This window comes from Streptomyces sp. CY-1 (assembly GCF_047218265.1).
GTDB classification, from domain to species: Bacteria; Actinomycetota; Actinomycetes; order Streptomycetales; family Streptomycetaceae; genus Streptomyces; species Streptomyces niphimycinicus.
Genome location: NZ_CP178393.1, coordinates 11,162,415 through 11,176,112, shown reverse-complemented (window position 1 = coordinate 11,176,112; position 13,698 = coordinate 11,162,415). Strand labels below are relative to the sequence as shown.

Genomic DNA, 13,698 nt, shown 5'->3' with positions numbered 1-13,698 from the left:
CCGCGGCGCGCTCACAGCGCGGCGTCGTTGTCGTAGGTCCGGTTCACCTCCTGCGTGGCGAAGTCGGCGACAGACTGAACAGGACACGCCGTGCCGTTCTCCAGGCGGTAGACGGTGCCGTCGAGGCCGGAGTCCAGGAAGGTCACGTACGAGGTCCGGTCGGGTCGGCCGGGGGCCCGCTCGGTGGCGACCACGCCGTGGATATTGGCGCGCACGGGCGTGGGCAGGGCCGCGGTGAGCACTTCCAGGGAGCTGCCGAAGTTCACGATGAAGTGCCCCGGCGCGGGGTTGATGGCGCTCAGCTTCCCTTCGACGAGTGCGAGCAGACCGGGTTCGACGGACCGGAGCACGGTCACCCATCCGGAGTCGCGGTGGAACTTGCAGCCTCGGGTGGCTTTGTGTGAACGGAAGTGGTTGAACGCGAGCATCTGGTGGCCCCGGTGGTCGGTGAGCCCGCTGGAGATCTCGCCCCACATCTGTGGGGCGATCTCCAGGTGGCGGAAGACCGCCCGCAGCACGGCGATGCCGAGGTCGGCCATCCCGCGCCCGAGCGCGGCGACCTCGGCAGGCAGCAGTGGCCAGTTCGCCTGCTCGATGTAGAAGTTCTCCCACTGGTCGTGCTCGCGGTCGAAGTAGCCCTGGTAGGCACCGGGGACGTGGACGTTCCGGAAGCCGCGGTAGCGGTCGAGGGCGTCGCCGCACCGGTCCTGGTGGAAGTGCGCCGCGAATCGGTCGCCGGGCCCGGTGTCGAGGCCGTCGGGGATACGCAGCAGGAAGAAGCCCTGGCCCAGGGCCCGGTCGAACCCTCCTTCGCGGTCGAAGACCAGGTCCTCGCCGTGGAGCCAGGACCGTTCGAGCGAGATCGGCGGGTGGGCGGCGAGGGCCTCCCGCTCGCCGGGCATCGAGGGCAGGGCAACCGGTGGGCGGGCCGTCACGGGGTTGAAAGTCGTCATCGGCTCGGCTCCCTCGGTGTGCCGGTGTCGCGGTGGATGGTGATCGTTCCGGGCCGTGCGGGGCGGGGCATGGAAGCGTGGCGCTTCAGCCGGAGGTCGACACCCTGTGTACTGACCGTGTAGTGGCCGTACAGCTCGGAGAGGACGAGGGCCTGCATCCGCACGGAGAAGAGGCGGCCAGGGCATTTACGCGGGTTCCGCTCGGCGTTGATCATGCTGAAAGAGTTGATCTCGTAGCGCCCCCGGGAGAGCAGGGACGAAACCGTTTCACGATCGGAGCGGACGATGGCCTGGATGTTGGCGGGGGCGAAGCGGCACGGCTCCGGGAAGACCGCCGGATCGCGGTTGGCCTGCCGCCGGTCCAGCCACAGCATGGTGCCCGGCGGAACGGTCGCCCGCGCTCCCCGGTGGTGCAGGGTGAAGGGCTCGGTCGTGCGGCGCCACAGGGCGCTGGGGTTGCTGCCGCCCAGTCGTACCGCTTCCAGGACCGCGAGGTCGATCACGGACGGGGACGATCCGCCGCGCGGGCACCGGCGGTCGCCACCGCCGTTCCGTGCCTCCGCCACAATGGCGGTCCTGACCTTCGGTGTGCTCTCCACATAGCCCAGTGCCCACATCAGGCTCAGCGCCGTGGTGTCGTACGTCGCCACGATGATCGTGCCGAGTTCCTTGATCTGCGCCGGGTCCAGAGCGGCGACGCCACCGCGTGTGAAGGGACGTCCCCACAGCGCGAAGTATCGCCGGATCAGGTTGGAGTCAGGAGCCTCGGCGAGGGACTCGAAGTTGGCCGTCAGCAGATCGCGCACGAATGGGACGATGACGTCGAACTCCCGCATCGCCCGTGGGTTGTCGTTGCTGATGACATCGGAGGCGAGGTCGAAGAAGCCACGGACCACGTGGCCGTACTCCGCCGAGCGCAGGTATTCCGGCAGAGGCCGCTGGGTGAGGTCGAGAACGCCGGGGATCATGCTGTCCACGTACGCCGTCAGGGACAGCGTGAAGTCGTCGAGCGGGATCTCCTGCCCCGCCCTCCGGCACAGGTGGTCGGCCGTGTGCCGCCGGACGGCGGGCTCGAGGCGCTCCACGAACTTGGCGCTGCCGAGGGAGCGTTCGACCGCCGCCCGCTTCCCCGGGCGATCCGGGTGGTCGTGGGGCATGGAGCCCATGAAGTCGCCGAACAACTCGCGGTTGGCGTCGGTGGAAGGTGCCAGGGCATCGTCGCCGGCCAGAGGTACGTTGGTGATCTGGTAAAGGGCGAGTCGCTGCCCCATCCAGAACGTGCACAGGCCGCCGTTTTCCTCGGCGAGGGCGCTGATGCCGGATGCGCGGAAGTAGTGCGAGGCGGGTTCCCCCCGTACCACGGTCGTCTGGTGGAATGCCGGGGCGTGGCCGTGCAGCCGACTGGGGCCCGGATGATGGGCCAGCACTCCTGGGAATGGCGCGCCGGGCGGGTCCGGCAGGGCCACGGTCGTAGCCCTGCGGACGGCGTGGCGGTCGTCGGCCGAGGTGGTCACGACCGCTCACCCCTGCCCGCGCCGACGGACCGGGCGATCCCGAAGTCGGTGTGCCGGTCGGACCAGGTGTGTTCGTTGAACTCTCGCAGGAAGTCCTCGGAGCTGCGCACCGCCGCGGCGGAACCGTCCCGGCGGACCTGGTAGAGATTCCCGGTGGCGGGCGGGTTGGCGAAGGCCGCGAACGAGAAGCGGTCGGCCGCTCCGGGTTCCGGGGTGCACTGCCGGACCCGGTGCAGGATGGCGTGCACCGGCCGGCTCAGGGCGGCGGTGAGCAACTCGAACGCCCCACCGAAGTTCACCACGAAGTGGCCGGACACTGGATCGATGGGTACCCAGACGTCGTTCACAAAGGCTTCGAGGCCCGGCTCCTCGTTGTAGAGGACGGTCACGAATCCGGTGTCCTTGTGCGGCGCGCAGCCCAGTTGGGCCCGATCGGAGCGGTAGTGGTTGGCCGCGAACCAGTGTGTGCCCCGTCCATCGACGGCCCCGCCGGTGATCTCGCTCCACAGGTGCGTGGCGATGCCCAGGTCGGCCATCGCGCACCGCATCACCAGCAGCGTGAGTTCGCTTATCCGCTCGGTCATGGCGATGAGTTCCGGGGGGAAGTGGCGGCGGCGTCCGGGGCCGTCGATGAGCACATGCTCGGTCTGGAAGTGCTCCCGGTCGAAGTAGACCCCCTCCAGCGCCCGGAAGCCCCGATAGGGCCGGGTCGCCTCGGGGCCGTCCTCGGGAGCGCGGTAGAACTCCCGGCACAGGGTGATACCGGGCCCGGGGTCGAACCCGGCGGGTACGGCGAGCAGGAAGCAGCCGTCCGCGAGCGCCTTGGACAGGCCGTCCTCGGTGCCGAACGCGAGGCCCGTCCCCCGCACCGACGCACGTTGGAGTGTCATCGCCCCGGTGGTCATTCGCGGTCACCCTTCCCGGTGGTGCGGGCGGACGCGTTCGGGGCCTCGGTACCGGCGTAGATCTCGTAGTCGTTCTCGTCGATGAGCTCACGCGACCCGCAGACGCGTACCAGGCCGGCGCCCTGGACGTAGCGGTAGATGCCCTGGTCCTGACCGGGCAGACAGCCGCTGGAGGCGAAGTGCCCATAGCTCGACCGGTCCTCCCGCTGGCGCGCGACCCGGTGCATGATCGCCGCGACGGGTGTGTCGCCGGCCGAGGTGAGGATTTCCATGGCCAGGCCGAAGTTGATGACGAAACAGTCCGGGTCGGCCGGCACGACCTCCCAGTGGTCGCCGCGGGCGACCTCCAGACCTGGGGACGTGGTCCGCAGGATGGTGAGGTAGCCGTCGTCCTTGTGGGAGCTGAGGCCGATGTCCTCGTGGGCGGGCCGGTAGTGATTGAACGTCAGGTGGTACGCGCCCTCGGACCGCGAGCAGCCGCCGGTCGCCCGCGCCCAGTCCTGCTCGGGTATGCCCACGTGGCGCAGCACGGAGCACAGCACCTGCTCCGACAGCCGAGTGAGCGCCTCGCCGAGGGCGGCGATCTCTCGCGGATAGTCAGTGGCCCAGAAGCGCCGTTCCAGAAGGAACTGCTCGATCTGGTTGATCCGCTGGTGGAAGCCGAGCAGCGGGTCCCCGAAGCGGTCGCTGCCGAGGGTGCGGAACCGGCCGTACGGGGCGGTGGACGGCCCGCGGTAGAACTGCTCGGCGAACGCGTCACCGGCCGAAACGTCGATCTCGGCAGGGATCTCCAAGAAGAAGACTCCGTCACGGAATGCCTGATCCCGCGCACCGGAATCCACGAAGGACAGCTCCCCGCTCGACATCCTGGCTTTTTCGAGACGCGCTTCGCCGAAGGCCGAAAGACCAGGCGAACGCTTCGCGTAGACGTCCTTGTATATCTTCCCCCGGCGTATCTCCGGAGCCAGTGCACGAGGCGTTGTTTCCATGCTCACCGGCCTTTCAGATGGAGGGACACGACGACGAGATCACGTAGCTCTTCCGGTGCTCCCGGATGTTCCCCTCTCGCTATCTCGGAGAGCGTACTGAAGGATCCTGGATACACCATGACCGGAAGTCCCTGCCGCTTGAGACAGGCGAAGATGGAGAATTCTTCCAGGAAGTACTCACTGGACGCCCTGATACGGTTTTCCCACTCGGCCCCACTGATTCCATGAGAGCGCTTGCGGTGATAGGCGCGGCCGAACGACTCCACCGACGAGCGAAACATCTCGTCCTTGGCGAAGAACGTCCGCAACTCGTCGTGGAACTCGGCGAACTCACGACAGCGCTGCACATCACTGCAGTTCAGGAAGGTGAAGTCGGTCGATGCGCCATACTCTTCAAATACCGTCCGTTCGCTTTCGACGAACTGCCGACCGAGTTCCAGTGCCTGCTCCAGGGCCTCTTCTGGCGCCATTCCACAGGTCGATTCCAGCGTGAGCCGATGAATGCTGTCACCGATGAGCACGGTGCAGCGGACGAATCTCCGGGAGATCCACTTGACCATGCCCGCGAGTTTCGCGGTGGTGAAGTTGCTGTTCTCGAGGCTGACACCGAGAAAGCATGTGTCGTGCCGCTCGAAAGTGGTTCTGCTGGTTGCTGGGGAGACCGATGCTATTTCTGCCTTGTAGCGCGTCCTGCGCGTCGGCTCCACCTGTCGACGGGGGGAAGAGATCACTTGCGTGTCCAACACCATTGCATCCGCCTGAGTTCGTCGCTAAGTGCAGGGATCACTCTCGGCTTCTCTTTGGGATGTACGCGCAGCCTGACATGGCCCAGGAAAGTGGGCATGTCTCCGAGACCTCCACGGATCGCACCCGGAGGCCGCTCAAAATTGTTAGCAGGCGGCCACGGAGTCGGCCAATGGCAGGGCACTGAATTCGGCCTGATGACTCATCAACTCTCGTCCCCAAAGGAAATACGCAGGTCACGGCGGGGTCATGGGCACAGGCATGGCGGGGCGCGGGGCGCGGCGGCGGCCTCGCCGCGCCGGGAGTGGGCACGCGCGTGACACCACCCCGTGCCAAGCGCATATGACAGGCGATGAACTGGGCTTTTGCCGTACGAGTGGCGGACGCACGACGACATGCCACCGGGCGGCAGAGCGCACGGGGAACCCGGCGAGCGAGCGGGCCAGGACCGCGTCGGTGATGGCTGAACACCTCACATGGCATCCGTATCGGCTTCCGCGTCCGCCGGAACGAGGTTGGCAAGCGGTTCGGTGTCGGTTACGGTGAGTTCCTCAGCCGCTCGGCGAGCGGCGGGCCCGCGTTGCCCGCCCCATGCGATGCGGCGTTCTGCGGCGTCTCCATGGACGTCTCCACTCTTGCGGGTCTCGCATCCCCCTCCTCGAGCAGCGGCGCCCCCTGTCCAGGGGCGACTTCTGGCTGCGCCCTCCCCCTCCGCCAACAGCACCGCAACCGCCGCACAGCCGTGCGGATGTTCCCAACGATGCTGCCGCCGCAGCGTGAGGAAGGAGGCCGGGGTCGCAGTGACATCGACACCCACCACCAGACGATGGGCCCTGCTGGCCATGTCCGTGGGCGTGTTCTGCATCCAGCTCGACGCGTTCGCCCTGAACCTGGCCCTGCCGCAGATCGGCCGCGATCTCCACGCCGGAGGCGCCGGCCTGCAATGGGTGACCAGCGCGTATCTGCTGTCCACCGGGACCCTCATGCTGGGTGCCGGACGCCTCGGCGACCTGTTCGGACGGCGACGCCTGCTGATCCTGGGCCTCGCCGTCTTCGGCGCGTCGTCCCTGGTCTGCGCGCTCGCCCCGACGCTGCACGTCCTGGTCGGCGCCCGGGTGGCCCAGGGGGCGGGGGCCGCGATGGTCATGCCGGTGGGTCTGTCCCTGCTGACGAACGTCTACCCCAGCGAACTGCGAGGCCGAGCCACCGGCCGGGCGCTGGGCATCGGCGGAATCGCCACCGCCTGCGGCCCGTTCATCGGCAGTGCCCTCACCGACGCGGTGTCCTGGAGGGCGGTGTTCTGGCTCAACGTCCCCTTCGCCGCGCTGGGCGCGGCATGGGCCTCGCGTACCGCCGAGAGCTATGACACCAGCGCGCTCCGGAGGGTCGACTGGCGCGGGCTGGCCACCGCGACAGCCGCGCTCGTCACCCTTGCCGTCGTCGTCGATCGCGGCCGCCACTGGCAGTGGCCCGTCATCCTGGCCGGCCTGGCCGCCGCGGCGGCCCTGCTGACCTGGTTCGTACGGCATGAACGGGTGGCGGCGAGCCCGCTGGTCGAGCTCACGCTCTTCCGCAACGGGCCCTACGTGGCGCTGACGCTCGCCGGGGCCGTCGCCAACACCGCGACGGTCATGTTCCTGTTCGTCGTGCCCCTGACGCTCCAGGGGCAGTGGGACCTGTCCGTCGCCGTGGCGGGCATCGCCTTCCTCGCCCCGGCACTGGCCATGGCACTCGCCGGTCCGATCGCCGGCCGTGTGCCACCACCCGCCGCGGTACGCGTGATGACCATCTGCCTCGGCGCGGAAGCCGTCGTCCTCGCGTGCCTGGCCTGGTCCTCATCGCTCGGTGTGTATCTGGTCGCGGCCACCGTGGGCGGAGTGGTTCTCGGGATGGCCAACTCACTGACCCTCGTCGCCACCCAGGGTGTGATCAGACCGGAGCGGGCCGGGGAGGCGTCCGGAGTCACCAAGACGGTCATCACGGTGGCGGCGGGCCTCGGTGTTGCCCTGGCCGGGGCCGTCGCCGACCAGAAACGCGGCGTGGGTTCGGAAGCGGCCTCCGACACCGCATTGCAGATCACCGCCCTGGGATGCATGGCCACCTGTGTGATCCTCGCCGTGTGGCTCGGGGCCCATGAGCGACGGCGACGGGATGCGTGTCCCGCGGACCACGAGACCGCGTCCGAGGAGCGCCGTCGTGGCGCGGGCTCCCTCGCGGTCCGCCCCGCACGCGCAGAGCGCGCGGGGCCCGCGTCCCACGAAAAGAAGACGCGCATGGCCGGCGCCGCGATGGGGCGGCTGCGCCGGCCGGTCCGGCGCGCGGTGAAGGTGGCGCTCGGACACCGACGCGGGGACCGGTCCACGCGGTCGGAGTGATCAAGGTAGCCCTCGCCCGACGTGTGAGCCGAGCGGGGCAGTGTGGTGAAAGCCTTGGACAGGGGGTCGGAACGTGCCCTGCCGGCGAAACCGGGCACATGGCCGCGTCAGGCCGCCACACCGCAACGTGCGCGCTCCCCGTGTGGGACGTGGCCACCCTGACCGCTTCGAACGTGGCGTCCCGCACCATGTCCGGGGGTGGGCCCGCTGCCTACCGTGACGGCCATGGACACCACCCGCACCACCGAGGGCGACGCTGCCCGGCACGCCGGCCTTGACGCATCCGTCGTCCCCGCAAGCCAGTTCCTGAAAGGGCGCAGCGCCCTGGTGACCGGCGCGGCGAGTGGCATCGGACGGGCTTGTGCCGTCGCCCTCGCCGACGCCGGGGCCTTCGTGTACGTCGTCGATCTGGCCAAGGAAGCCGCCGAGCGGGTGGCCGAGGAGATCGGCGGCAGCCCCTGCGTGACCGACCTCTCCGACCCGACTGCCATCGACGCCCTCCCCACCGCCATCGACATCGTCGTCAACAATGCCGGGCTCCAGCACGTCGCGCCGCTGCACGAGTTCCCACCGGACCGTTTCGCCCTCATCCAGAAGATCATGGTCGAGGCGCCGTTCCATATCATCCGGCGCGCCCTTCCCCACATGTACGCGCGGGGGTGGGGCCGCATCGTGAACCTCTCCTCCGTACACGGCCTGCGGGCCTCGGCCTTCAAAGGCGCCTATGTGACCGCCAAGCACGCGATGGAAGGGCTGAGCAAGGTGGCCGCCCTGGAGGGGGCGCCCCATGGTGTCACGTCGAACTGCGTGAACCCCGGGTACGTCCGCACCCCCTTGGTCGAGGCCCAGCTCGCCGACCAGGCCCGCTCGCACGGCATCGCGGAGTCGGAAGTACTGGAGAAGATCATGCTGGAGCGCAGCGCCATCAAACGCCTCATCGAGCCGGAGGAGGTCGCCTCCGCGGTGCTGTGGCTGTGTTCCGAGAGCGCCGGCTTCGTCACCGGCGCCTCGCTGCCCCTGGACGGTGGCTGGACCGCGCACTGACCGTCCCGTGACCCGAATCGCCATGCCTGCGGGTGCGGGCGGATCGAGCCGCGCGCACCCGCCCTCCCCGAGGTTCGTTCCATGTCGCAGACCACTGTGCTTTCCACCGCCCTACGACACCTGATGGAGTTACTGGCCACGGACGCCTCCGCCGAACAGTTGACGGCGGTGGCCTCGCGCGCCCGCGCCGACGGCATCGACGACCACGAGCTCAAAGAGATCGACCGGGCCGTCTCCACCGCCCTCGGGGTCAGGCGGGTGCTCCATCGCCAACGCCGCCGCGAAGCCGAACTCACGGCGCTGTTCGACACCGCCGGCGATCTGGCCGCCCTGCGTGACCTCGACGCGGTACTGCACTCGATCGTGCGGCGCGCCAGAACCCTGTTGGGGACGGACACCGCCTACCTCACCCTGGTGGACGAGGCCGCCCAGGACACCTTTATGCGGGTCACCGACGGCTCGGTCTCTCTCGCCTTTCAACAGCTCAGGCTCAAGCTGGGCGAGGGCCTGGGCGGGCTGGTGGCCCAGACCATGCGTCCCTACGCATCCCCGGACTACCGCAGAGACGAACGGTTCCAGCACACCCAGACCATCGACCATGGAGTCCTGGACGAAGGTCTCGTCGCCATCCTCGGCGTGCCGCTGCTCCTCGGCTCGGGCCAGGCCGGCGATCACCATGTCATCGGTGTCCTGTTCGCGGCCGACCGCGGCCCCCGCGGCTTCTCCCCGGACGAGGTGGCCCTGCTCAGCTCGCTCGCCGCGCACGCCGCCATCGCGATCGACACCGCCAGGGCGCTCGCCGATGCCAAGAACGCCGCGGCGGAACTCATCGAGGCCAACGCCGTCATCCAGGAACACGCGGCATCCACGCAGCGCGCCGCGGAAGCGCACGACCGGCTGACCGACCTCGTACTGCGCGGCTCGGAGGTATCCGAAGTGGCCGCCGCGGTGGCTGAGTTCCTCGGCGGCCGACTGACCATCTTCGACCCGCGCGGCGACGTGCTGGCCCAAGCGGGCGGCGAAGCGGGAGCCTGTCCGCCGGATCCCGACGCACTTCTGAGAGCCGTCACCCGTGCCCGTGCCGAGGGCCGCTCCGTCCGCGACGGCGAGTGCTGGTACTGCGCCGTCCTGGCCGGACAGGAGCTGCTGGGGAGCCTCGCCTTCCGCGGGCGCCCGGACCTCGACGGCCCCGACCGCCGGCTGTTCGAGCGCACCGGCACCATCACCGCACTGCTCCTGCTGCTGCGCCGTACCGTCGTCGAAACCGAGAACCGCGTGCGCGGCGAACTGCTCACCGACCTCTTGGAGGGAGCGGGCCGCGATCCGGCGCTCCTCGCCGAGCGCGGGCACCGGCTCGGTGTGGACCTGACCCGGCCGCACCTGATGCTGGTCGCCGAGGCCGAGACGCAGTCGGACGGCAGGCTGACTGCCTGGGCCCAGCAGTACCTCTTCGGCCGCGAGGGCCTGTGCTGCGAGTATGAGCAGCACGTGGTCATGCTGGTCCCCGACGACGGAACAGCGCCCGGTCACGCCGCCCGGGCCGCCGCCGAACATCTCTCCCAAGGGCTCGGTACACCCGTCAGCGTGGTCGCCACGGGACCGTGCCAGGGGCTGGCGGCCCTGCCCGGCTTCTATGCCGAGGGCCGCCGCTGTCTGGGCGCCATGCGCGTGCTGGGCCTCACCGGTGATGGTGCCTGTGCCGCGGATCTGGGCTTCCTCGGTGTTCTCCTGGGCAAGGAACAGGACACCGGAAGCTTCGTCAACAGGGTCTTGGGCCCCGTCCTGGAGTGGGACGAACGCAGGGGAACCGAACTGGTCAGGACGCTTCAGGCGTATTTCGCCGTGAAGGGCAGCCACATTCGGGCCAAGGATCTGCTACATGTCCACGTCAACACCGTGGTGCAGCGGATCGAGCGGATCGCCGCGCTCCTGGGGCAGGACTGGGACCACCCGGAACGCGCGCTGGAGATCCAGCTCGCGCTGCGGATCCACCTTGTTTCCCAGGCCTGCCCGTAGCGGTCCTCACTCCGTGGAAACTCGCGGGACGGATCGCCGGATCCGGCCCCGCACGGGATCACAGAGCCGTGATATCGGCCGGGACGCGCAACTCGGGCACGGTGACCGCCTGTACGTCGTCCACGCCGACGCCGGGCGCGAGTTCGACCAGGGTGAGGCCCTCGGCCGTCACGTCGATGACGGCGAGGTCCGTGATGACGCGGTTGACCACGCCGCGCCCCGTGGCGGGCAGGGCCAACTCGTCGACGATCTTCGAGGTGCCGTCCTTCGCGGTGTGCTCCATGACGACGATCAGGCGGCGGGCCCCGTGCACCAGGTCCATGGCCCCACCCATCCCCTTGACCATCTTCCCGGGGATCATCCAGTTCGCCAGGTCACCTCGGGCCGAGACCTGCATGGCGCCCAACACGGACACGTCGATGCGCCCGGCGCGGATCATGCCGAAAGAGAAGGCGGAGTCGAAGCACGCGGCGCCCTTCCGCAGCGTGACCGTCTCCTTGCCCGCGTTGATCAGGTCCGGATCCTCCGTGCCGTCCACCGGGTAGGGGCCGACCCCCAGGACGCCGTTCTCGGAATGCAGCACGACGTGGATGTCGGCCGGGAGGTGGTTGGGGATGAGTGTGGGAAGACCGATGCCCAGGTTGACGTACTGTCCGTCCCGCAGTTCACGGGCGGCGCGGGCGGCGAGTTGGTCGCGGTCGAGTGCCATGGATCATGCCTCCTGGGCTGCGGGTCGGACGGTGCGGCGCTCGACGCGCTTGTCGACGGGGTCCGCGGCGACGATCCGGTCGACGTACACGCCGGGGAGGTGTACGGCATCCGGGTCGAGCTCCCCCGCCTCCACGATGCGCTCGGCCTCCACCAAGGTGGTCCGGCCCGCCATCGCACACAGCGGGTTGAAGTTCCGGGCGGCGCTGTGGAACACGCAATTGCCGTGCCGATCCGCGACCTCCGCACGCACCAGCGCGAAGTCGGCCGTGATGGACTCCTCCAGCAGATACCTGCGGCCACCGAAGTCCCTGCCCTCCTTGGGCGGGGAGGCTACGGCCACGCTGCCGTCGGCGGCGTACCGCCACGGCAGGCCCCCCTCCTCGACCTGGGTTCCCACGCCCGCCGGGGTGAAGAAGGCCGGGATCCCGCTGCCGCCGGCACGCAGCCGCTCGGCCAGGGTGCCCTGTGGGGTGAGCTCCACCTCCAGCTCACCGGAGAGGTACTGCCGCGCGAACTCCTTGTTCTCGCCCACGTACGACGACGTCATCCGGGCGATCCGGCCGGCCCGCAGCAGCAGACCGAGGCCCCAGTCGTCCACACCACAGTTGTTGGACACCACCCGCAGCCCCGCCGTCTCCGTCCGGGCCAGCGCGGCGATCAGCGTCGACGGGATCCCGCACAGCCCGAAACCTCCGACGGCGAGAGTCGCCCCGCCCGGGATGTCGGCCACGGCGTCCGCGGCCGAATCCACCACCTTGTCCATGTCGTCTCTCCGAATTTCTCCGCCCGGGATTCATTGGTTTCCTGACGGGATGTCCGGCGACCCGGCCCGGGGTCTGGTTCCCCTCACCTTTCACCGCGGGAGGGCCCGGCGGGTATGTAGTCCGCCACCATGGCCCTGACGATCCGCATAGTGATCAGCACCGCGCCGGTCGGCCCCGGGGCCTCGTAGCGTCCGGGCGGCGGCCACAACGGAGACCGGGTGGTCTCCACCTCGCGGCACCGGTCGTTCCGGCCATGTGTGCCGGCCCCATGACGGTGCCTCCAGGATCGGCGGTCGGCACCATGCCGTCGGTCGCGGGGCCCTCCTATCGTTCCGGCAACCACTCACCGCGCTTCCGCCGTCGGGTATGCGGGTGACGCCATCAAGGAAGAGGGCGGACCCCGCGGCGGCGGGTGGGCGGCACACCGTCAGGAGCCGGTCATCATGCGTTGCAGCACCACGGACACCGTGCGAAGCAGATCTGTTCGCGCACTCACCCTGATCGCCGTCGGTGCCCTGGTCGCGGGCTGCTCCTCGGCCGGCACCGCCGGCACCGCGGCCGGCGGCTCCGACGGCAAGACCGCTCCCGTACGGGTGGGTCTGGTCTACTCCCGCAGCGGGCTGCTCGCCGCCTACGGCAAACAGTACGAGGAGGGCTTCAAGGCAGGCCTGGCCTACGCGACGCACAGGACGAACAAGGTCGGCGGCCACCCGATCGAGGTCACCGAGCAGGACGACGCGGGCGACCCGGCGAAGGCCGTGGCCGCGGCCAAAACCCTCGCCGGCAAGGGGTACAAGATCATCACCGGCACCACCGACTCGGGCGTGGCGCTGCAGATGGCGCCGCTGGCCGCCCAGAACAAGGTGCTCTACGTCAGTGGCCCCGCGGCCACCGACGCCGTCACGGGCGTCAACGCCTACACCTTCCGCTCCGGCCGGCAGTCCTACCAGGACATCCTCACCGCCGGGACGATGCTCGGCGACGCCAAGGGCAAGAAGGTCACCGTGCTCGCCCAGAACTCCGCGTTCGGACAGGCCAACGTGGCCGCGGTGAAGACCGTCCTCGGCGGGAGGGGCGCGAGGGTCGACTCGGTGCTGGCCCCGCCCAGCGCCACCGACCTCACCCCCTTCGCCCGCCAGGCCAAGGCCCGCAAGCCGGACCTGGTGTTCGTCGCCTGGGCCGGTGCCACCGCCCCCGCCCTGTGGACCGCGCTGAATCAGCAGGGCGTACTGGATTCGAGCAAGGTCGTCACCGGACTGGCCGGCACCGCCTCGTACCCGATCTTCGGCGCGGCGGGTTCCAAGGTCTCCTTCCTCGCCCACTACTTCCCGGGCGCCGGCGGCGGCAACCCGGTGGAGAAGGCGATGCTCGACAGCATCACCAAGGCCGGTGGCGCCCCCGACCTGTTCAGCCCCGACGGCTTCACCGCCGCCCAGATGATCGTGCACGCGATCGAGTCCGGCAGCGCGACCGACACCACTGCCATGGTCAAGGCGCTGGAAGGCTGGAGCTTCGACGGGCCCAAGGGCAAGGAGCGGATCCGCGCCGCGGACCACGCCCTGCTGCAGCCGATGTTCACGGCCAAGCTGAAGGGCACGGGCAGCGCCGCTGAACCAGAGCTGGTCGACAGCGCCCCGATGGCAACGGTCGCTCCCCCGGTGAAGAAGGCGGCGGGCTGAGCAG

Annotated in this window: 11 protein-coding genes; 4 read left to right on the top strand and 7 right to left on the bottom strand. The window is 69.5% G+C overall.

Annotation, left to right across the window (positions count from 1 at the left end; translation table 11 throughout):
- Nucleotides 1–11 precede the first annotated feature (11 nt).
- The 5 genes from ACK1X7_RS46915 to ACK1X7_RS46895 all read right to left on the bottom strand — a co-directional run bounded on the left by ACK1X7_RS46915 (nt 12) and on the right by ACK1X7_RS46895 (nt 5,110).
- A complete protein-coding gene (locus ACK1X7_RS46915; RefSeq protein ID WP_385148488.1) occupies nt 12–953 on the bottom strand; it encodes a 2OG-Fe(II) oxygenase family protein in 942 nt (313 codons plus the stop codon).
- A complete protein-coding gene (locus ACK1X7_RS46910; protein WP_413116757.1) occupies nt 950–2,467 on the bottom strand; it encodes a cytochrome P450 in 1,518 nt (505 codons plus the stop codon). The genes ACK1X7_RS46915 and ACK1X7_RS46910 overlap by 4 nt, the downstream gene beginning before the upstream one ends.
- Nucleotides 2,464–3,357, bottom strand: coding sequence for a 2OG-Fe(II) oxygenase family protein (locus ACK1X7_RS46905; protein WP_385148494.1), 894 nt, complete (start codon nt 3,355–3,357; stop codon nt 2,464–2,466). The genes ACK1X7_RS46910 and ACK1X7_RS46905 overlap by 4 nt, the downstream gene beginning before the upstream one ends.
- Nucleotides 3,358–3,368: 11 nt before the next feature.
- On the bottom strand, nt 3,369–4,166 hold the full coding sequence (locus ACK1X7_RS46900; protein WP_385148497.1) for a 2OG-Fe(II) oxygenase family protein: 798 nt from the start codon (nt 4,164–4,166) through the stop codon (nt 3,369–3,371).
- Nucleotides 4,167–4,363: 197 nt separating this feature from the next.
- Nucleotides 4,364–5,110: a tRNA-dependent cyclodipeptide synthase gene (locus ACK1X7_RS46895; protein WP_385148500.1), complete on the bottom strand. Its 747-nt coding sequence runs from the start codon at nt 5,108–5,110 to the stop codon at nt 4,364–4,366.
- Nucleotides 5,111–5,905: 795 nt separating this feature from the next.
- On the opposite strand from ACK1X7_RS46895, the gene ACK1X7_RS46890 reads away from it, so the two are divergent.
- The 3 genes from ACK1X7_RS46890 to ACK1X7_RS46880 all read left to right on the top strand — a co-directional run bounded on the left by ACK1X7_RS46890 (nt 5,906) and on the right by ACK1X7_RS46880 (nt 10,540).
- Nucleotides 5,906–7,480, top strand: coding sequence for an MFS transporter (locus ACK1X7_RS46890; protein ID WP_413116756.1), 1,575 nt, complete (start codon nt 5,906–5,908; stop codon nt 7,478–7,480).
- A gap of 225 nt (nt 7,481–7,705) precedes the next feature.
- The gene (locus ACK1X7_RS46885) at nt 7,706–8,524 is read left to right on the top strand and encodes a 3-hydroxybutyrate dehydrogenase (RefSeq protein WP_413116755.1); all 819 of its coding nucleotides are present in this window, start codon (nt 7,706–7,708) and stop codon (nt 8,522–8,524) included.
- Nucleotides 8,525–8,605: 81 nt separating this feature from the next.
- Complete coding sequence (locus ACK1X7_RS46880; protein WP_413116754.1) at nt 8,606–10,540, top strand: helix-turn-helix domain-containing protein; 1,935 nt, start codon at nt 8,606–8,608, stop codon at nt 10,538–10,540.
- 58 nt (nt 10,541–10,598) lie between these two features.
- Here ACK1X7_RS46880 and ACK1X7_RS46875 read toward each other — a convergent pair whose 3' ends face one another.
- Together ACK1X7_RS46875 and ACK1X7_RS46870 are read right to left on the bottom strand one after the other, a co-directional pair.
- Entirely contained in the window at nt 10,599–11,249 is a 651-nt protein-coding gene (locus ACK1X7_RS46875) for a 3-oxoacid CoA-transferase subunit B (RefSeq protein ID WP_413116753.1), read from the bottom strand.
- A 3-nt stretch (nt 11,250–11,252) separates the two neighbouring features.
- A complete protein-coding gene (locus ACK1X7_RS46870; RefSeq protein WP_413116752.1) occupies nt 11,253–12,014 on the bottom strand; it encodes a CoA transferase subunit A in 762 nt (253 codons plus the stop codon).
- Nucleotides 12,015–12,458: 444 nt separating this feature from the next.
- On the opposite strand from ACK1X7_RS46870, the gene ACK1X7_RS46865 reads away from it, so the two are divergent.
- Entirely contained in the window at nt 12,459–13,694 is a 1,236-nt protein-coding gene (locus ACK1X7_RS46865) for a substrate-binding domain-containing protein (RefSeq protein WP_385148515.1), read from the top strand.
- Nucleotides 13,695–13,698: the final 4 nt, after the last annotated feature.

What these genes read in the sequence shown, in the direction of transcription:
- ACK1X7_RS46915 (WP_385148488.1), bottom strand. Translation starts at nt 953, where the DNA reads ATGACGACTTTCAACCCCGTGACGGCCCGCCCACCGGTTGCCCTGCCC.
- ACK1X7_RS46905 (WP_385148494.1), bottom strand. Translation starts at nt 3,357, where the DNA reads ATGACACTCCAACGTGCGTCGGTGCGGGGGACGGGCCTCGCGTTCGGC.
- ACK1X7_RS46895 (WP_385148500.1), bottom strand. Translation starts at nt 5,110, where the DNA reads ATGGTGTTGGACACGCAAGTGATCTCTTCCCCCCGTCGACAGGTGGAG.
- ACK1X7_RS46885 (WP_413116755.1), top strand. Translation starts at nt 7,706, where the DNA reads ATGGACACCACCCGCACCACCGAGGGCGACGCTGCCCGGCACGCCGGC.
- ACK1X7_RS46880 (WP_413116754.1), top strand. Translation starts at nt 8,606, where the DNA reads ATGTCGCAGACCACTGTGCTTTCCACCGCCCTACGACACCTGATGGAG.
- ACK1X7_RS46875 (WP_413116753.1), bottom strand. Translation starts at nt 11,249, where the DNA reads ATGGCACTCGACCGCGACCAACTCGCCGCCCGCGCCGCCCGTGAACTG.
- ACK1X7_RS46870 (WP_413116752.1), bottom strand. Translation starts at nt 12,014, where the DNA reads ATGGACAAGGTGGTGGATTCGGCCGCGGACGCCGTGGCCGACATCCCG.
- ACK1X7_RS46865 (WP_385148515.1), top strand. Translation starts at nt 12,459, where the DNA reads ATGCGTTGCAGCACCACGGACACCGTGCGAAGCAGATCTGTTCGCGCA.